16 protein-coding genes and 1 pseudogene are annotated in these 18,472 nt (G+C 54.7%); 6 read left to right on the top strand and 11 right to left on the bottom strand.

What is annotated here, in order from left to right:
- Nucleotides 1-158: 158 nt before the first annotated feature.
- Nucleotides 159-872 (top strand): L,D-transpeptidase, encoded by a 714-nt coding sequence (locus AC0JZ1_RS00390; protein ID WP_471880465.1) that lies wholly within the window; start codon nucleotides 159-161, stop codon nucleotides 870-872.
- Between the two features lie 416 nt (nucleotides 873-1,288).
- Here AC0JZ1_RS00390 and AC0JZ1_RS00385 read toward each other — a convergent pair whose 3' ends face one another.
- The 4 genes from AC0JZ1_RS00385 to AC0JZ1_RS00370 form a co-directional block, all read right to left on the bottom strand.
- Nucleotides 1,289-3,130, bottom strand: a complete 1,842-nt coding sequence (locus AC0JZ1_RS00385; RefSeq protein ID WP_471880464.1) for a methyl-accepting chemotaxis protein — start codon at nucleotides 3,128-3,130, stop codon at nucleotides 1,289-1,291.
- 493 nt (nucleotides 3,131-3,623) lie between these two features.
- Nucleotides 3,624-4,952: a serine hydrolase gene (locus tag AC0JZ1_RS00380; RefSeq protein ID WP_471880888.1), complete on the bottom strand. Its 1,329-nt coding sequence runs from the start codon at nucleotides 4,950-4,952 to the stop codon at nucleotides 3,624-3,626.
- A 212-nt stretch (nucleotides 4,953-5,164) separates the two neighbouring features.
- A complete protein-coding gene (locus AC0JZ1_RS00375; RefSeq protein ID WP_471880463.1) occupies nucleotides 5,165-5,551 on the bottom strand; it encodes a hypothetical protein in 387 nt (128 codons plus the stop codon).
- 90 nt (nucleotides 5,552-5,641) lie between these two features.
- The gene (locus AC0JZ1_RS00370; protein ID WP_471880462.1) at nucleotides 5,642-6,613 is read right to left on the bottom strand and encodes a YihY/virulence factor BrkB family protein; all 972 of its coding nucleotides are present in this window, start codon (nucleotides 6,611-6,613) and stop codon (nucleotides 5,642-5,644) included.
- Between the two features lie 95 nt (nucleotides 6,614-6,708).
- Between AC0JZ1_RS00370 and AC0JZ1_RS00365 the strand changes: the two genes are divergently transcribed.
- Nucleotides 6,709-8,292, top strand: a complete 1,584-nt coding sequence (locus tag AC0JZ1_RS00365; RefSeq protein ID WP_471880461.1) for a helicase HerA-like C-terminal domain-containing protein — start codon at nucleotides 6,709-6,711, stop codon at nucleotides 8,290-8,292.
- Nucleotides 8,293-8,306: 14 nt separating this feature from the next.
- On the opposite strand, the gene AC0JZ1_RS00360 is transcribed toward AC0JZ1_RS00365, so the two are convergent.
- Nucleotides 8,307-8,894, bottom strand: a complete 588-nt coding sequence (locus AC0JZ1_RS00360) for a YqaA family protein (RefSeq protein WP_471880460.1) — start codon at nucleotides 8,892-8,894, stop codon at nucleotides 8,307-8,309.
- 137 nt (nucleotides 8,895-9,031) lie between these two features.
- Between AC0JZ1_RS00360 and AC0JZ1_RS00355 the strand changes: the two genes are divergently transcribed.
- Both AC0JZ1_RS00355 and AC0JZ1_RS00350 read left to right on the top strand, forming a co-directional pair.
- Nucleotides 9,032-9,412, top strand: coding sequence for an antitoxin Xre/MbcA/ParS toxin-binding domain-containing protein (locus AC0JZ1_RS00355; RefSeq protein WP_471880459.1), 381 nt, complete (start codon nucleotides 9,032-9,034; stop codon nucleotides 9,410-9,412).
- Nucleotides 9,372-10,148: an RES family NAD+ phosphorylase gene (locus AC0JZ1_RS00350; protein WP_471880458.1), complete on the top strand. Its 777-nt coding sequence runs from the start codon at nucleotides 9,372-9,374 to the stop codon at nucleotides 10,146-10,148. The genes AC0JZ1_RS00355 and AC0JZ1_RS00350 overlap by 41 nt, the downstream gene beginning before the upstream one ends.
- Here the strand turns inward: AC0JZ1_RS00350 and AC0JZ1_RS00345 are convergent.
- Nucleotides 10,141-10,587 (bottom strand): MarR family winged helix-turn-helix transcriptional regulator, encoded by a 447-nt coding sequence (locus AC0JZ1_RS00345; RefSeq protein ID WP_471880457.1) that lies wholly within the window; start codon nucleotides 10,585-10,587, stop codon nucleotides 10,141-10,143. The genes AC0JZ1_RS00350 and AC0JZ1_RS00345 overlap by 8 nt on opposite strands.
- Before the next feature lie 81 nt (nucleotides 10,588-10,668).
- Between AC0JZ1_RS00345 and AC0JZ1_RS00340 the strand changes: the two genes are divergently transcribed.
- The gene (locus tag AC0JZ1_RS00340) at nucleotides 10,669-11,463 is read left to right on the top strand and encodes a VOC family protein (protein WP_471880456.1); all 795 of its coding nucleotides are present in this window, start codon (nucleotides 10,669-10,671) and stop codon (nucleotides 11,461-11,463) included.
- Between the two features lie 95 nt (nucleotides 11,464-11,558).
- Here AC0JZ1_RS00340 and AC0JZ1_RS00335 read toward each other — a convergent pair whose 3' ends face one another.
- The 3 genes and pseudogenes from AC0JZ1_RS00335 to AC0JZ1_RS00325 form a co-directional block, all read right to left on the bottom strand.
- Complete coding sequence (locus AC0JZ1_RS00335) at nucleotides 11,559-13,766, bottom strand: methyl-accepting chemotaxis protein (RefSeq protein WP_471880455.1); 2,208 nt, start codon at nucleotides 13,764-13,766, stop codon at nucleotides 11,559-11,561.
- Between the two features lie 281 nt (nucleotides 13,767-14,047).
- On the bottom strand, nucleotides 14,048-14,605 hold the full coding sequence (locus AC0JZ1_RS00330) for an MFS transporter (protein ID WP_471880454.1): 558 nt from the start codon (nucleotides 14,603-14,605) through the stop codon (nucleotides 14,048-14,050).
- A gap of 13 nt (nucleotides 14,606-14,618) precedes the next feature.
- Nucleotides 14,619-15,236: pseudogene (locus AC0JZ1_RS00325) on the bottom strand (MFS transporter); the annotation flags it as partial.
- A 693-nt stretch (nucleotides 15,237-15,929) separates the two neighbouring features.
- On the opposite strand from AC0JZ1_RS00325, the gene AC0JZ1_RS00320 reads away from it, so the two are divergent.
- A complete protein-coding gene (locus AC0JZ1_RS00320; protein ID WP_471880453.1) occupies nucleotides 15,930-16,235 on the top strand; it encodes an alkylphosphonate utilization protein in 306 nt (101 codons plus the stop codon).
- Between the two features lie 51 nt (nucleotides 16,236-16,286).
- On the opposite strand, the gene AC0JZ1_RS00315 is transcribed toward AC0JZ1_RS00320, so the two are convergent.
- Both AC0JZ1_RS00315 and AC0JZ1_RS00310 read right to left on the bottom strand, forming a co-directional pair.
- Entirely contained in the window at nucleotides 16,287-17,114 is an 828-nt protein-coding gene (locus AC0JZ1_RS00315; protein WP_471880452.1) for an aldo/keto reductase, read from the bottom strand.
- Nucleotides 17,115-17,219: 105 nt separating this feature from the next.
- Nucleotides 17,220-18,407: an MFS transporter gene (locus tag AC0JZ1_RS00310; RefSeq protein ID WP_471880451.1), complete on the bottom strand. Its 1,188-nt coding sequence runs from the start codon at nucleotides 18,405-18,407 to the stop codon at nucleotides 17,220-17,222.
- Nucleotides 18,408-18,472 lie beyond the last annotated feature (65 nt).

Raw genomic sequence — 18,472 nt, 5'->3', positions numbered from 1 at the left:
TGGTGTGCGCCACTATCCTCTAAATTAAGGCGCTCTATACTCCTTGTTGCCACATTCGGGGAACCAAAGTCGCCTTCGTCCGTTGGTTGGCGTTTTTCCTCAAGGAGTGCCGCTCGGCTCTCCTCCCGCCGTTCAAGTGAAGAAGTATTATCGGCCTCATGACAACTGATCTCCTCAGCCGCCGCCGCCTGCTCAGCCTCCTGGCTGTGGGTAGTGTGTCCACTCTCGCAAGCTGCGCCTCCTCAGGCCCGCAACGTTTCACGCCGATTGCCGCCACATCGCCGGCATTCGCTCCGTCACTTCCTGCAGGTCGCACACCCGAACTGGATGCCACCTATGGCCAGATGGTTGATGGCGGCTTTGTCATTCCCGCCGTTCCCTACTGGAAGATTCCTCCACGCTTCTATCGCCAGCGCGTGCCAAACACGACCGGTGAACCGGCAGGAACCGTGATCGTCGATACGCAGTCTCGTTTCCTCTATCTCATCGAACCGGGTGGTGAGACTGCCATGCGTTACGGCGTTGGTATTGGTCGCGAAGGCTTTGCATGGTCTGGCGAAGGTGTGATCCAATGGCGCCAGAAGTGGCCGCGTTGGACACCGCCAACAGAAATGGTCGCCCGCCAGCCGGAACTGGCAAAGTACGCGCCGGGGACCGGTGGTATGGAGCCTGGCACGATGAACCCGCTCGGTGCGCGGGCTCTTTACATTTTCAGAAACGGCCAGGATACGCTGTACCGCCTGCACGGAAATCCTGAGTGGAATTCCATCGGCAAGGCTGTCTCTTCGGGCTGCGTGCGAATGCTGAACCAGGATATCATCGATCTTTACGAGCGTGTGCCGAACAAGGCGCGCATCATCGTCTGGCAGTAAGTCCCACCTAATCAACTGATTAAAAGGCGCCTCATCGGGGCGCCTTTTTTGCGGTCCCTACTTCTCGCTATTGGGACCAGCGCCAGGTTCTTGCAAAATGACCGCTTCGCCAGGTGATGCATCGCCACCCGGGGCTTGGGGCCAAAACAAAAAACCCCCAACTGCAATAAGTAAAAAAGCGGCAGCAATGATCACTGCCGTCAGAGAGCCGGAGGGTCTGTCCTTCCGACTGTATTGGTGTTGGCCATCATATTCGGTGCTCGTCTCGGTCGAACCGTAAGGATCGCTGCCTTTTAACATTCCAGTTCCTCCACGATTGATCGAACCTCGGCCGTCGGCCGAGGTTCCTGGAGGATGGGACCATTTGCTCAAGAGCAGACCCAGACAAGGGTGTGGCTACCGTTCGGCCATCATCATCAGGCAGCGTATCGCTCAGCAGATATGGAATAGCTCTGCTGCGAAACTGCAGCGCCAGCCGCACCGCTGTTGGAACTGACTTCGAAGCGCTGAATAAGGTGAAACAAAGCTTCCGCTTCCCGTGCAAGAGAATGACTTGCCGCAGTCGATTCTTCCACCATGGCTGCATTCTGCTGCGTGCCCTGATCCATGGTATTCACTGCACTATTGATTTCTTTCAGGCCCGTTGCCTGCTCACGCGCACCTTCGACAATAGCACTCACATTGCTGCTGACAGACTGGACTTGAGAGACAATGTGCTGAAGGGCCTTGCCGGTTTCCGTAACCAGACTGACGCCTTGTTTCACCTGTTCACCAGACTTGCCGATCAACGTTTTGATCTCTTTCGCGGCCTTGGCGGAGCGTTGCGCCAATTCGCGCACTTCTTGGGCAACCACTGCAAAGCCTTTACCGGCTTCGCCTGCGCGGGCGGCTTCCACGCCTGCGTTTAAGGCCAGAAGATTGGTTTGAAACGCGATTTCGTCAATCACGCCAATGATGCTGGAGATTTCTGAAGATGAAGATTCAATGGCACGCATGGCATCGACGGCGCGGCTGACGATCTCGCCGGAATACTCTGCAGATGCGCGCGTTTCAGCAACCAGACGGCCCGCTTCATCAGCCCGTCGGCTGGAGTCGGTAACAGTGGTGGTGATCTGCTCCAGGGCTGCTGCGGTTTCTTCCACAGAGGCTGCCTGCTGTTCTGTTCTCCTAGAAAGATCGTTGGCTGCGACGCGTATCTGGTTGGAGCCTGCGGCTATACCCTGCGCATTTTGACCCACCCGCAAGATGACTTCTTCGAGCTTAGCCACCGCCTCATTGTAGTCCACACGCACTTGATCGAGACGCGTGGCAAAGGCTTGAGAAATCCGGTAATTCAACTTGCCATTCGACAGTTGCACCAGCGCGTGCCCAAGGCTTTCAACGGCCAGGCGCACTTCGGCAGCTTCCTCTGCTTGTAAACGCTCGCGTTCCATACGTTCTCGCTCGGAAAGCGTCCGGCTAGCCGAAACCTCTGCTTCGAGCCGAATACGTTCGCGGGCGTTATCACGAAACACCGCGACTGTTGATGCCATCGCACCGATTTCATCACGTCTGCCTTCGCCATAAATGGACACGTCAACATTGCCTTTGGCGAGTGCATCCATTGCAGATGTCACTGAGTTAACGGGCCTGATGACGCCAGCAATAACAGTCCAGACCGAGAAGCCGGTCACAATCGTGGCAATGGCGGACAAAGCAATCATGACCAAGATGATCGTGTCTTTAATGGCATTGCCTTCGGCCAAACCTTCCTTCGCAACGCGGATCTGCAGGTCAATCAACTGCCCGATATCGCTACCGATGGGATCAACAGCGGGATAAAGTTTGATACTGACGAATTCGGCAAGGGCAGGAGCATCCTTTGCATTGAGGATACGCAGCAATTCCTGCACGGCAGAATTGGCTGCTTCCTGAACATTGCGAACATGATCTGCAATTTGTTTTTCCTCGGGCGTCAGTTCGGTCGCGAGGTATGCTTTCCAGTGCTCATCAACGTCGCGAAGAGCCAGCTGGATATTGGATATGCCTTGTTCAGTTGTCAGTGTGCCCGCACGAACCTTGTGGGCGGTGTCGACGATGTTCACCGCATAACGATCAGCGATTATCTTCAGTTGCTCCATCGGAATAACGCGGTCGACTACAATGGAATTGGTAAGACGCGATTGTGCGTTCAGCGCAAAGAATGAGAAAGCAGAGATGACGAGGATCGATGTCGCAAGCAGGGATAGGCATGCAAGAAGTTTGAGTCGGATAGTCATATGCACCTCAGGCACAGAGAATTGACGGACCCAGTCTTATGAGGCCCTCAATATTCCAGATGACGAGATGCAAACATCGAAGGTTCACATATCCAGTTGTCATGCGGAATTACAGCCCCGATCCTCGTAAGGCCGGTGACGTGAAATCTAGGCATCAGATGTTTACATCTTGATAATATTTTGCGTGGAAAGCCGCATAATAGAGCAGATGCACAATTTCTCATCTATTTATTGCGTTGAAAATGCAAATCCATTATAAAATCTCATGCTTTTCATAAGTAAATAAGAAGGTTTGGCGCCTTCAAAGTTGAGCATGATATTTACTCGGCGCCCACTGATTGGTCCTAATATGAAGAAAATTAGAACGCGGCGCATTATATGTTTCATTTTGCGCGCGTCGGATTCCTCATACATTTTTTATCTCTGAACTTTAAGCGAAATGCGAGAGCGTGCAGCAAACTGGGTCAGCGGATTTCGTCGAGGGAAAGCGGACTCAACCTCCTGCTGGAACCACCTGGCAGGCGAACTTGGCGGAGGCTAGCACCTTGCAGGCGGATTGCGCCGCTGCCTGATTGCTGAAGCCAGAGAAACGGGCACGGTGAAGGACGGATGCGCCGCTGTGAACAGTTTCCGTATACGGAGTGACGTTCTGGAATTTGCCATCCAGTTTTGGCATGGCACGACCGAGAAGCATAATTGCATCATTTTCGCTGCCCGATGCGGCCAACTGAATGCGCCAGCCGGGTGCACTGGCTTGACGGAATGGAATGTTGCCTGTGACCACGGGTTCGGCAAAGCCGAGGGCCGGGCTGCTAGGCTCTGCGGGAGCGAGGGAGTGACCTGTCTTCTTATAGCGCTCGGAAACCACGGGTGCGGCGGGCGCGGCAACAGCCACTTCTGTTGAAGGTTCGATAATAGATTCAGGTTCAGCAGTCTGCACAGCGACTGGCACTGGAACGGAGGTGCGGGGCAGACGCACCTTGGCTTCCACCTGCGGCTGGATGGGCGGCGTAGAAACCGATGCGACCAGGGTGCCGCCGCGCTGTGCGGCACGTGGCATTGCCTTATCAAGAAGAGCTGCCATCTGTGAATCGCGGCTCCTGGCAGATTTGCCGCCCAGGACAACTCCAATTACCCGGCGGCCATTGTCGTTGACTGCGCTGACGAGATTGAAACCGGAAGCATTCGTGTAACCGGTTTTAATGCCGTCCATGCCCCGATAGCGGTACATGAGGTTGTTGTGACCGCGAATTGTTTTGCCACGGAAGCTGAAGGCGGGCGTCGAAAACAGCTTATATTCTTGGGGGAAATCGCGCATGAGAGCCAAGCCAAGGCGTGCCATATCTCGCGCCGTCGTAACCTGCTGCATGTCAGGCAAGCCGGAACCGTTACGAAACACCGTGCGGCTCATGCCCAATTGGCGCGCTTTGCGGGTCATTGCTGCGGCAAATCGATCCTCAGATCCATAAAGATGGTCACCCATGCCTTCCGCAACATCATTGGCGGATTTAACGATCATCCCATAGACGGCTTCACGAACCGTATAGGTTTCCCCGGCGCGGATTCCCAGTTTCGTGGGTGTCGTGCGCGCACCATTAACAGACATTGTGATTTTCTGATCCCAGCGCAGACGGCCGTCATGCAGGGCTTCAAAAACCATGTAGAGCGTCATCATCTTGGTGAGTGATGCAGGGTGGTTCAGAACATCCGCATTCTGCTCATCCAGAACCTTGCCTGAATTTGCGTCCATGATGAAATGTGCATAGCCAGCTTGGGCGGGCAGGGCGAAAATGAAGGCGCAGAAACCAAACAACGTTGCCATCAACAACGCACGTACACACCGCACCTGATCGATCATCCCCAGTCCCCTTGAAAAGCTGCACCACACATAATGGCTAAGTGGGGCGGAAAATTAGATAGAATTTTATAATTTCAAATTCTGGTTAATAGTCAGTTGTGACTGCTGCACATATTCCAAATATGCAAATGGCCGCTCTCACGAACGGCCACGATGCTGAAAGATATGGTATCGAATTACACGAACTGACTGAGACCGGGAACGGAATTCACCACTTCATCAACGGTTTCGGAACCCGCATGCTCGCGTGCAACGGCAATCGTCTCGCGCGCAAGTGCAGTGATTTCTCCCATACCGAGACCTAGGCTCATAAGCTGCTGGCCGAGCGCCATGACGCCGCCACCCATGCTGGAAATCAGGCCGCTCAAGAGGCCGCCACTCTTACCCTCGCCGTTGAACTGGGCAACCAATTCAACAGCGCCGGGAATAGCCTGGATCATGCGTGCAACTGCTGCATCATCTGCTTCGCGCTGCAGAAAACCTAGCATCATGCCAACGGCCTTTTCAGCCACATTCGGTGCAATGCCTACGTTGTCCGCAACGCGCGTTACCAGTTCGTTCATGAGCCTCTCCTCACTTTTTTGACGTTAACGTCAAAGTAAAGAAAACCGCTTGTCTGCGCAAGGGTGGCAATGGGCATACTGCCGCTCTATTCACGATATGGTTTCGCCCAGGCTGTCTGCCATGACAGCCCCTCGCGAACCCATCGGCTTTGGTTCGCCGGTCGTTGAATCCAGCGCTGTCTGATGCTCGAGTTCCGCATTCAGTTCCGCACCCATGATGACGATGATTGCGGAAATCCAGGTCCAGAAGAGAAAGCCGATCAATGCTCCCAAAGTGCCGTAGGTCGCGTTGTAATTGGCGATATGCGAGAGATAGAACGTCACCCCGAATGAGCCCAGCAGCCACACAAGCGCTGCCAGCGCCGCTCCCCAGCTTAACCAACGCATCTTTGCTGCTTCACGGCTAGGCCCATAGCGGTAGAGGAGGCAGATACCCAGCGTCGAAAGTACGAGCAGCAAGGGCCAACGCAAAAGGCTCAAAAGAGCTTCAGCGGTTTCATCCAAATTCAAGAACGCAATCATGGCTGGAATGACGCCAAGCGCAATTATCAGAATGATGGCTGCAATCAATGCTCCAAAAGTAAACGTGAGAGAGACTAGATTCAAACGGATGAAACTACGCTTCTCGGACTCGCCATAAGCTATATTCATAGCTTCGAACATGGCTTTGACACCATTATTCGCGCTCCAAAGCGCAACGAGGAGACCGAAGACCAATCCGAAACTCAATGCGCTCTTTTGTTCGGTTGCAAGTGCTGTCAATTGATCAAGAAATATGTTGAGCCCATCAGAGGGCATGACCTGAGCAAGGAACGTAATTCGTGAGGCAATGGTCAATGGATCGGCGACAAACCCGTAGACCGATACCAAGGCCGCCATTGCCGGGAATATCGCCAGAAGCAGATAGAAGGTCACGCCAGCGGCAACCAGCATGACGCGGTCCGTTGTAAGCGACAGGTAGACGCGGTAGAGCACATCCTTCATGCCCTTCATCGGGATTTGGCCGGGATGCTCCGCATCTCGACCGTGCGCTTTATCCTTTGCCGTCATTACATATGCCATCCTTGTCATCCTCGGTACGCCTGGGCGTTGCCGTTCACCTCAACGCACCCTATACCTTTAAAAGCATTGAACGTTTCGAGGCAGGAGGCAGTTGCATGGATGAGGCTGGAAAACTTTATCTCGGCGGCAGCCGCCATGTGGATGATACGCTGAAGAAGGCCGAGTACCTTACGCTGAAATTCGGCAACCGGCATGGCTTGGTGACAGGCGCAACAGGGACTGGCAAAACCGTTACCTTGCAGGTCATGGCGGAAGGATTTTCCGCCGCAGGCGTTCCTGTGTTTTGTTCGGATATCAAGGGCGACCTATCGGGGATTGCAGCAATCGGGGAGCCGAAGGATTTCCTCCTCAAGCGCGCCGAACAGATCCAATTTGCGGACTACGACAACGCGGCCTTCCCAACGATTTTCTGGGATCTATACGGTGAGAAGGGGCACCGCGTTCGCTCCACAGTGGCAGAGATGGGGCCTCTTCTTCTTGCCCGCCTCATGGATGCCAGCGATGCGCAGGAAGGCGTGCTGAACATCGCTTTCAAAATTGCGGACGAAGGCGGTTTGCCACTTCTGGACCTTAAGGATTTGCAGGCGCTGCTCAACTACATGGGAGAACATGCCAGCGATATCTCCCAACGTTATGGTTTCGTTTCGAAAGCGTCCGTTGGCTCGCTCCAGCGCGGTCTTCTTGTGCTGGAGCAGCAGGGGGCGGAGCATTTCTTTGGAGAGCCTGCTCTAAAGATCACAGATATCATGCGCACTGCGCCAGATGGGCGGGGCGTGATCTCCGTTCTAGCCGCAGATCGCTTGATGATGAACCCCAGACTTTACGCCACCTTTCTCCTTTGGCTGTTATCAGAGCTTTTTGAGGAACTGCCGGAAGTTGGGGATCCTGAAAAGCCGCGCTTGGTATTCTTCTTCGACGAAGCGCATCTTCTCTTTTCGGAAGCGCCCAAGGTATTGCTTGAACGCGTGGAGCAAGTGGTTCGCCTGATCCGTTCCAAGGGTGTCGGCGTCTACTTCATCACGCAAAACCCGTTGGATGTCCCGGAAACTGTGTTGGCTCAATTGGGCAATCGGGTGCAACACGCGCTTCGGGCCTATACTCCGCGAGAACAGAAGGCTGTGAAGACCGCAGCCGAGACCTTCCGGGCCAATCCAGACTTCAAGACCGAGGATGCGATAACCCAGCTTGGTACCGGTGAGGCACTGGTCTCCACCCTTGAGGGCAAGGGTGCGCCTTCCATGGTAGAGCGGACCCTGATCCGCCCGCCCTCGGCAAGGATTGGACCGCTTTCCGATGATGAACGCGGGAAGGTTCTTCATTGCAGCCCTGTTGCGGGTCAGTACGACAAAGATATTGACCGCGAATCTGCTTTTGAAATCCTGATGGCTCGGGCAGAGAAGGCTGGAAAAAAAGAGGTTCCGAGGCGCGCCGAGGTTGAGGTTAAGGAAGAAACCGAAGACGGGAGTGCCGCAGGCCGCTGGACCTTGCCCGGTTTCGGCGACGATCGGGAAGAAGAGCCTGCACTGAAAAAGAAGGCAGCGAGCGGAAGAAGCGGATATCAGCGCGAAACGGTAATAGAGGCAGCGATGAAGAGTGCAGCACGATCCGTCGCAAGTCAGGTCGCCAATCAGATTGGCCGCGCGCTGGTGCGTGGTATCCTTGGCAGCCTCAAACGGTAAAAAGGCTGCATTGCCTATTTCAAAAAGTGATAGACGAGATAAAGCGCGATCAGGGTGACAGCCGCCATGCCTGTCACAAGGCTCAAGCGCTTCTCAATGAAATGCCGCATTCCCTCGCCATACCGGTTCAACAGCCAGGCGAGAGCGAAAAAGCGCGCACCCCTGGCCACAATGGCTGAAAGGATAAACCAGCCCAGCGAAAAGTTCGCAACGCCGGAGAGGATTGTCACAACCTTGATTGGTGGCAGGTGTGCAGCGCCAGACGTCACGAGAAGAAGCAGGATCGTTTCCCAGTTTACCGAGCCAGCCAAGTTCTGAAAGGTGTCCAGCTTGCCGTAGAAGGCGAGAACTGGCCTGGCGATGGCCTCAAACGCGTAGTGACCGATCATCCAGCCAAGGATGCCGCCCAGAACGGAGGCGACAGTTGCAATTCCTGCATAGAGATATGCGCGCCGCGGCCTGGCTAGAACCATGGGTACGAAAAGCACATCTGCAGGCACCAGAAAGAACGAACTCTCGACAAACGCAATGACGGCAAGCCACCAAGCAGCAGCTTTCTTTGCCGCTAGCGCCATGGTCCAGGCATAAAGTTTGCGAAGCATGTCGAGCCTTCTGGTGAATGAGCAATATCGATTACGGGGATAGCGTCGAAAATTGGTCCAGCACAAGGCAGAAGACCAAGTTTCCACTCTTGCCAATATTGCTAGGGCGCATTACCTTTCCTGTGAAAGGATGTGCCATGAATATTTCTCATGAAACCGCCCTGTCGATTAATGCCAGCAGTGTCGTTTGCAAGGCTCTGCTCAGTGCAGCGGAGCGTCTTGAAATCAGCGGACGCCACCTGGGTAATATCCTTGGGCTTTCTGAGGCCTCGGTATCGCGCCTGAAACGAGGTGAAATTGTTCTGTCGCAAAAAGAAAAATCTTTTGAATTGGCCCTTCTTTTCATTCGGCTGTTTCGCTCTCTGGATGCCATCACAGGCGGAGATGAGGCGGTGGCTCGCGCATGGCTTCGAAACCAAAACTTGGCGCTGGGCGGCTCGCCACAGCAGAAGATCATGACCATTACAGGTTTGACCGATGTCCTTGGCTACCTGGACGCCCGCCGCGCTCTTATCTGAGGCGCAGCGCCTAAACAGCGATTTCTGGCGCTTGGTGGAAGCCCAGCACCAAGTGTCGACCATGAAGCTGGTCGATACAGTAGATGAGCAGGTTCTGCTTGAAAGCCTTCTTGAGAATACGAAGCCGCTTTTGCCGCCTGAAGCTCAGGGTCTGGATTATCTCCTCTCCACGCCGTTTCGCTATGGCGCTGTCTATCCACACGGTTCTCGCTTCCGCCGCGCAGGAAAAACGCTTGGTGTTTTCTATGCTGCAAAAACCATAGCAACCGCTGTTGCGGAAATGGCATTTTATCGCCTGCTGTTCTTTGCGGAATCTCCTGCCACGCCCTTGCCCTCCAACCCATGTGAGTACACGGCATTTGCCGCTCGGATGGTAACGGAGCGGTCGATAAATCTGTCGTCACCGCCGCTGGTCGAAGATGATGTGCTCTGGACCCACCCAACCGATTACGCTGCCTGCCAGGCGTTGGCCGACAACGCGCGCGCTGCCGGTATTGAAGCAATCCTTTACCAATCTATTCGCGACCCGCAACGCCGGCTGAACATAGCTCTGCTATCAGCCAATGCCTTTGCTGAACGAGAGCCTGTAGCTCGGCAAACCTGGCGTATTTTACTCACGGAAGGGCATGTTCAGGCGCTCTGTGAATTTCCAAGAGCTCGCATTGGTTTTGACCTCAGCGATTTTCGAGGCGATCCGCGTGTGGCCGAGCGCTTGCCAGATCTTACGCTTAAGTGATCTGAGAAAGACCCCGACGCAAAGCATCCGAGCCACCGCTGCCAAGTAGCTCGTCTAACTCCCCGTGTGTTTTAACCCAAACGGGCAGTGCGTCAGCTAGAAGCTGCTGACCTTCGCGGGTGAGGGCAAGCAAACGGCTGCGTGCATCTTTAGGGTTTGTCATGATCCTCACCAGACCTCTCCTTTCAAGCGGCTTAAGAGCGGCGGTCAAGGTTGTTCGATCCATAGCCAGTACAGCGCAGACGGAACCCATTGGGGCGGGCTCGGGTCGGTTCAGGGACATCAAGAGTGAGAACTGTCCGTTTGTGAGCCCTACGGGCTTCAAAGCCTGGTCAAACCGCCGACCGAGTGCGCGTGCGGCCCGTTGGGCGTGCAGGCAAAGGCAATGATCTCTAACATGGATGGTTGTAGCAAAAGGAATCAGCGCTTCGTTTGACATAGGGTATATATGTTGATATCAACCTAAATGTCAAGATTGCACATTACGGGCTTAGGCAGATCTCATCGGGAGGAGAATGTAATGTCAGACATCCACGGCAAGTTTATTTGGTGCGAATTGATGACCACCAACATGCAAGGTGCTGAGAACTTTTATACGAGCATCATCGGTTGGAAGACGAAGCGGATGCCCATGCCCGGGGAATACGGCGCGGAATACGGAATATTCGATACGCGAGCAGGCGAGTATGATTGCGGCGTTGCTGGCTACATGAAAATTCCAGCAGAGATGGCTGGCAATGTCCCCCCAAATTGGACCGGCTATGTGGCGGTAGACAATGTCGATGAAATAGCCGAGCGTTTCGAACGCGAGGGCGGATCCGTGCTCAAGCACCCGAGCGATATCCCAGATGTTGGACGTTTCACAGTTGTTGCTGACCCGCACGGAGCCGTCATTTGCCTTATGACACCGACGCCTCGGGATGAAGTGTCACCAATGGCACCGGTGGGATCGGTCGGAACGTTTGGCTGGCATGAACTTCTGGCAAATGACGGCGAGGAAGCCTTAGCCTTTTATAGCAAGATTTTCGGATGGACGCTCGATCATGCCATCGACATGGGGGATATGGGCAAGTATCTGATCTTCGCGCACCAGGGGCAGGCCGTGGGCGGCATGATGTCACGTCCGCCTCAGGTGCCGGTCCCGCACTGGGGATACTACGTCATCGTGCCATCCGTGGGCAACCTGGTCGAGAAGATCAAGGCTCAGGGCGGCCAAGTCATATTCGGTCCGCAAGAGGTGCCCGGCGGCAGCTTCATCGTTAATGCCGTCGATCCGCAAGGTGCGCATTTTTCGCTGGTATCCTCTGCTCCCTGAAGAACGAGGGATGAGCCTCGGTGTGCGTTTTAAATACCTAAATGGCGGCAGAAACTGCCGCCATTTGTCTTCGAACTATCCTAACAACTCAATCGCTAGGCGGCGCGTCCGGTCAGTGAAGACTTGACGCGGTTGAGCAGATGTCTGGCTGGTGAGGTTCTTTCCTCCGCATTCTGGGTGGATGAAAAGGCGCCATGCGGTTGGCCGCTGGTCTCGAACTTGCCGACCAGATTGAACAGCGACTCTGCCTCTCTTGCCAGCGAATGGCTGGCAGCTGTGGACTCTTCCACCATAGCTGCGTTTTGCTGTGTACCCTGGTCCATCTGCGAAACAGCGTGATTGATTTCCTTGATGCCGGTCGCCTGTTCGCGCGATGCTTCTACGATCGAGTGAACATTCGAGCTGATTTCCTTTACCTGCTCAACGATTTTCCCAAGCGCCTCACCTGTTTCACCAACAAGGTTTACGCCGCTCTTCACGTGTTCGCCTGACTTGGCGATCAGGGTCTTGATATCCTTGGCCGCACTTGCGGAGCGCTGCGCCAATTCGCGGACTTCCTGGGCAACAACTGCAAAGCCCTTGCCAGCCTCGCCTGCACGCGCCGCCTCAACACCAGCGTTGAGTGCAAGCAGGTTGGTCTGGAAGGCAATCTCGTCGATCACGCCGATGATCGTGGAGATCTCACTGGATGATGCTTCGATAGCCTTCATTGCACCAATGGCATTGGTGACGACGACGCCTGAATGCTCGGCGTTCTCACGCGTGGCACTAACCAGACGTCCGGCTTCTTCTGCACGGCGGCTCGTATCTGCAACCGTTGTTGTGATCTGCTCAAGCGCGGCGGCAGTCTCTTCCACTGAAGCTGCCTGCTGTTCTGTGCGCCGTGCCAGATCGTCGGCAGCGGAACGGATCTGGTTTGATCCAGCCGCGATGGCTTGCGCATTCCCGCTGACATCAATGATAGCGTCTTCAAGACGTTCGATAGCGCCGTTGAAATCAACGCGGATCTTATCGAGCCGTGAGGCAAAAGCTTGATCGATACGATAGCTTAACTTGCCGTTGGCCATGGCTCCGAGGCCCCTAGCCAATGTATCGACCGCATATTGAACTTCCGCGGCTTCCTGCTCCTGGCGCTTTTGCTGCTCAAGCCGCTCGCGCTCTGAAAGTGAGCGGTTTGCTTGCGCTTCTGCTTCAAGCCGGATGCGATCCTGCGCATTCTGCTTGAACACGGCCACGGATTTCACCATCTCGCCGATCTCGCTCCTGTCGGACACAACATCAAGCGGCGCATCAGCATTGCCAGATGCAAGATCACGCATTGTGGATACGATCTTGGTTACTGGTAGGGTGATAGAGCGGGTCACAAGCGCCGCCAGTGCCAAAACTAGCGCGAGCACGGAGCCCGAAATTATGAGGGAGATGATGAGGCCCTGCTGTTCGGCTGCAGCCGTTTCCGATGCATAATTTTTCAGTTCCAGGCCCGTCTGGTCTTCAACCGCCTTGAGCGCGTTGATGCGGTTCGTCGCGGCCTTATACCACTCCTCCCCCGAAACAGAGGACATAGACCCGCCAAATGGGTTCTTGAGGGCCACGGCGCGCTGGCTCTCAACCAACTTACCTGCGTCACTTGCGAGGGCGGCCTGAAGGGCAGCGCGCGCTTCTACGCCCGCATAGCTGTTAAAGTCGGAGAAGTAGACGTTCTGCATCGCTCCGAACTTCACAAACTGCTGGTATCCTTCTGGTGTAAAGCTGCCCGTTGCAAAGGCTGCTGTGCCAATCGTGCGTTCCTGGCCTGCCCGTTCTTTCCCCTGCAAAAGAGCAGAATATGCAATGACGCGGTTCGAAATAGAACTGTCCGTGGTCAGCGAACTCATCGACTCGATTATCTTGATCAGGCTGCCGATCGTGTCTGCGAAGTAGGCGGCTATGTCCGGTACGCCCGCTTTCAGAGAGGAAACGTCTTCGCGCATCGACTTGAGCTTATCGATCTTGGATTGAGCTGTCAGCGCCAGTTCGCGAAGGGCAGGCCCGCCCGCATTATCATTCCGGTCAAGGTTGAGTGCTTTAAAATTTGCAATTGCGGCATCCGCAGCGGCTCTCTGCTTATCGAGAAGCGGGCCGAATTCGCCGACGCCCTTGGCGCCGACGAAGCCTGCGGAAGCGCCACGTTCTTTTTGGATTTCATGGATTGTTGCACCAATGACGGGTGCCATGGAAGCGATTTCCGCCACCGATTTCGCTTCGGAAGCGCGCTCCAGCCTCTTTGCATTGTCCTGAATGGCTGCGCCAATCAATGCGATCATCGGGATCGCGGCAACCAAAATAACTCTGGTGCTAATTTTCAAGTTGCCGAATATGCTCACTTTAGCCTCGATATATCAGGGGGAATGGCAAGCTACTCTGTAGCGTTCGCCAAGGAGGTAGAGTGACCGTTATAGATGCCAATTGTTGATACTTCCTTATGTTGCATAAAATATGAGCATTGTTATCCGAATATCATGTAAGTTGTGAATAAAGCCTCGGCATGTGCTGAAAAATTGTACGTCATAACCGAGTAGATTTTGGTGAAGGATGTAAAGCTTGTTCACGCACTTCGAATTTTTACGGTCACACCACGCGCTGCCAAGAAGGCGAGAAGGGAAATGAAGGCCGAACTTCCCCACAAATAAAATATAACCGGAGTAGGCGATGTAGACGCCAAGTGGGCTTGCGCGCCGAGCAAGGAGGCGATGCCGCCGATGATGCTTGAACCCAGGACGAAGCCGCTGGTCTCAAGTGACGGAAGCAAGGCACTGGTGGTCATGCGATGTTCGGGCTCCGCATCCTCGATGATAGCCTGGCTCGCGCTGGCAAAAGCCATCGAAAAGCCGAGCCCATTTGAAATCTGCCCCAGCAGAATGAGCCATATGTGACCGGTATAGAGACCGGTCGATACAAGGCCTGCGCCAAAGATCTGGAGCAAGGGACCGATGCGCATGATCCGCTGACGGGTTTCCAAGTGATCTATGTTGGCAATGGGAATGGCCCCCAAACTCCAGCTCAGCGCCAAGGTTACCAACACAAGACCTACTTTTACGGGTTCGAGACCAAGGCGATGATGCAGTGTATAGGCGAGAAAGACAGTCGATACACTCCTGTGCACACATCATGAGCAACAACAGCCAGCTGCCACGACCCACAGATGAATTCAGCGTGAAGAGTTTTGGCGGAAGCAACCGGTGTCGTGTTTGCGCACCTTGCGTTACATCTTGCTTGGGAAGCGCAAACGGCAAAACCGAAAACAATACCAACACCAAGGGAACGCTAACGACTAGCGCGGTACGCCAGCCGAAATATTGGACTGTCAAGCCGCCGGCAAAAGGACCAAGGACGGCAGCGGCAGCCCATAGGATGGCTTCAACAGCGAAGATTCGTGGCACAAGCCTTGGCGGGAAAAGATCTGCAATGAGGGAGTAGGAGAGGGCAACAATCCAACCATCCGCCAATCCTTGCGCAATTCTCCCCAGAAGCAGGCTAGGCGCGTTCATAGCGGTGAACTGTATACTCATACCCGTGAGGTAAAGTATTCCAGCGGTGGAAAGCGCTAGCCTTGTACCGAAGCGTCGCCGCAAGGGAGAGGCTGAAAGACCACCAACAATGACGAATGCGAAAAAGGCCGCATACACGAAGGGCAGCAATGAAATGCCGCCCAACAAATCCAGGGCGATTGGGAGGACCGGCGCGATTGCCACTTCATTGAAAGCGTGCAGCCCAATGCCAGCCGAGATCACCATCAGCCTCAGGCCATATGGCGCAACAACGAGCTCATGCCAGCCTTTATTAGGCGGAGTGATTTGAGCAGGGTCATGCTGATCCATATTGGTCTCCCTCCTGCATGTCAGCAGGTGCTTATTCCAAAGAGCCCTTGCACGAGGCAAGGTCAAGCCATGCCATCATTGCTTCCGGCGTCACCTCTAACCATATCTGGGGGACGAAAAGGTGTGACATGGCTCGAAAACATCGTGAAAAAATTGCGGCTTGGTACCATCCGCCAACTGAGGTGATCTGTCCCCTATGCGGACGTGACATTCCAGAGGATCAGCGCGATGAGCACCATATGGTACCGAAGAGCCGCGGGGGTCGCGTCACACAGACGCTTCACCGTATTTGCCATCGCCAAATCCACGCTCTGTTTTCGGAGGCCGAATTGGAAACAAGTTATTCCACGGTAGATGCCTTGCTGGCCGATCCCGAAATGGCGAAATTTGTGGCTTGGGTGGCAAGAAAGCCGTCCTCCTTTTTCGATGGAACGCGGCGCAGTAATAGGCGTAAGAGGCGAGATAGTGATGCTTCCCGCGGATGAAACTGCAGTTTGAGTTGACGAAAGACAAGCCTGAGGGCGTTTCGCAGGCAAAATCTACGTAACGCTTTGACTTTTCGGAGCCTTGCCTTGTAAGCGGCAGGTCTGTTCGAACAAGGAGAATGCCATGCCTGCTGCTGATGATGATGACTATATTTATGACGAAGCTACCGGCGAATGGCGACCTGCCTCGGAAGTAAAGGCGCAAGCGGCGAGTGCAGCACAGGCGAGGGACGCTTCCGGCAACTCGCTTGCCGATGGCGATAGCGTCGTGCTCATCAAGGATTTGAAGGTTAAAGGTGCTGGCCAAACCTTGAAGCAGGGGACCGTCATCCGCTCCATTCGCCTGACGGATAACCCAGAAGAAATCGATTGCCGCCACGATGCCATCAAGGGGCTAGTGTTGCGCACCGAGTTTGTGCGTAAACGCTGATTCCGCGCACCCTCCACCTGATGGGCGGAGGGTGCTTGCTTTTGTTTAAAATCAATCCCAATGCGGTGGGCGCAGATGACCGGGGTCAACAATGCGGCCATCTGGCTTTGCCAGTTTGGCAATTTCCGCCATTTCCGCCTCTGTCAGTTCGAAATCGAAAATATCGAAATTCTCCTGCAGGCGCTCCACATTAGCTGTTTTTGAAAGAGCTATGACATCCTGCTGCTGGACGGACCAGCGCAGCACCACTTGTGCCGCTGTCTTGTTATGGTGAGCACCGATGTCCTTCAGAACCGCATCCTTGGGCACCTTGCCATCTGCCATCAAATAGTAGGCAGTGAGTGATACGCCCAGTTGACGCGCAGCGGTGAGAAGCTTCGACTGATCAAGATAGGGATGAAATTCAACCTGGTTGCTAGCGACAGGTGCTTCCGACAGCTTCACGGCCTCATTCATCAACTCGATGTTGAAATTAGAGATGCCGATATTTTTGACCTTGCCCGCTCGCTTCACCTCATTCAGGCTGGCCATCCGCTCTGCCAACGGCACATCGCTCTGGGGCCAGTGAAGAAGTAAAAGGTCTACGTAATCGGTCTTCAGCTTCTTCAGGCTCTCATCGACGGATGCGATGAAATCTGCATGGGCGAATTTGTCCACCCACACCTTGGTTGTCAGGAAAATCTCGTTGCGTGAAACACCGGACTGTTGGATAGCCGCGCCGACTTCAGCCTCATTGCCGTAGATTTGCGCCGTATCCACATGGCGAAACCCAAGCTGTATCGCTTTCGGGACGACGCGCATGACCTCTTCTCCCGACATGCGGAAGGTGCCGAAACCGAGGGCTGGAATATTGGCGCCATTGGCTTTGACTGTGTGCATTTTTGTTCCTTTCGGCATCGCTTAGATGGATCGCATGGGCAGTCGGTAAGGACTGCCAGTTTGTAATGGAAGTTAAGATAGGACATGGTCCTTGTCTGCCCGAGATCAAGCGGCTGGCTTGCATGCTTGTCTGGCGTCGGTGGACTGAGCGACAGTTTTCCAAGTTGCAAAAGCTGCAAGCAGTATGGCACCAACCGGAAAGAGAGCCGCAACATAGGGTAGGTTCTGAAGCCCTGGACCCCGTTCAATCACCCATCCGCCAGCCCAGGCACCGAGCGCGTTGCCAAGATTGAATGCGGAAATATTGAAGCTGGAGACGAGAACCTCACCAGCACCCTTTGCCTTTTCCATCACCCACATCTGCAAGGGTGCAACAGTGGCGAAGGCCGCAACGCCGGCAATCCCGACGATAGCTATCGCGGACCATGCCGCTGCAAAAGCTGAGGGCATCGCAGCAAGCGCGAGCGCAAGGGCAACAAGGCTACCGACGACCGTGCCGATGAGGTACCGATCAGCCAATTTTCCACCCAGGATGTTACCGATGATCATGCCGCCGCCAAATACGAGGAGGATTGGTGATACTGCGCTGTCCGGCAATCCGGCAGTCTGTGTCAGGAGTGGTGCGATATAGGTGAAGACGGTAAAGACGCCCGCATAGCCGAAGACGGTGGTGGCGAGGCCAAGAAGCACGGGCAGGCGCGCAATGGCGCGCAAGTCCTTTCGCCAATCAGTCACCTCTGGCGGTGTCTGATCCTTTGGCAGCATGGCACTCAGTACAACGAACGCAATCATCCCGACCGCGGCGACTGCCCAGAAAGTCGATCTCCATCCCCAATTCTGACCAAGCCACGTGCCGAATGGCACGCCTAGAACATTGGCAACGGTGAGGCCGGTAAACATGATCGCAATGGCGCTGGCCCGCTTGCTAGCCGGCACGAGACTTGATGCGACCACAGACCCCACTCCGAAGAAGGTTCCATGCGCGAGTGCCGTGATAATCCGAGCGGCCATCATCAGCGAATAAGTCGGCACGACGGCGCAGATGATGTTACCCGCGATAAAGATTAGCATCAGGCCCATCAGCACGCGCTTGCGGGGCATTTTGGCCGTGACAATTGTCATCAGTGGTGCACCGAACACCACGCCCAAGGCATAGCCGGATATCAAAAGTCCGGCCTGGGCAATCGTGACCCCCATATCCGCGCCCACTTCCCTGAGAAGGCCCATGATGACGAATTCCGTGACGCCGATGCCGAAGGCACCTGCCGCCAAGGCATAGAGAGCAAGAGGCATAGTCGCTCATCCTTTTGTTGGAATTGATGGCAACGAGATAGATTCGGTTTGCTCCTTGAACTAGA

Source organism: Affinirhizobium capsici (assembly GCF_977018625.1).
This window is presented reverse-complemented; position numbering and strand designations above follow the sequence as displayed.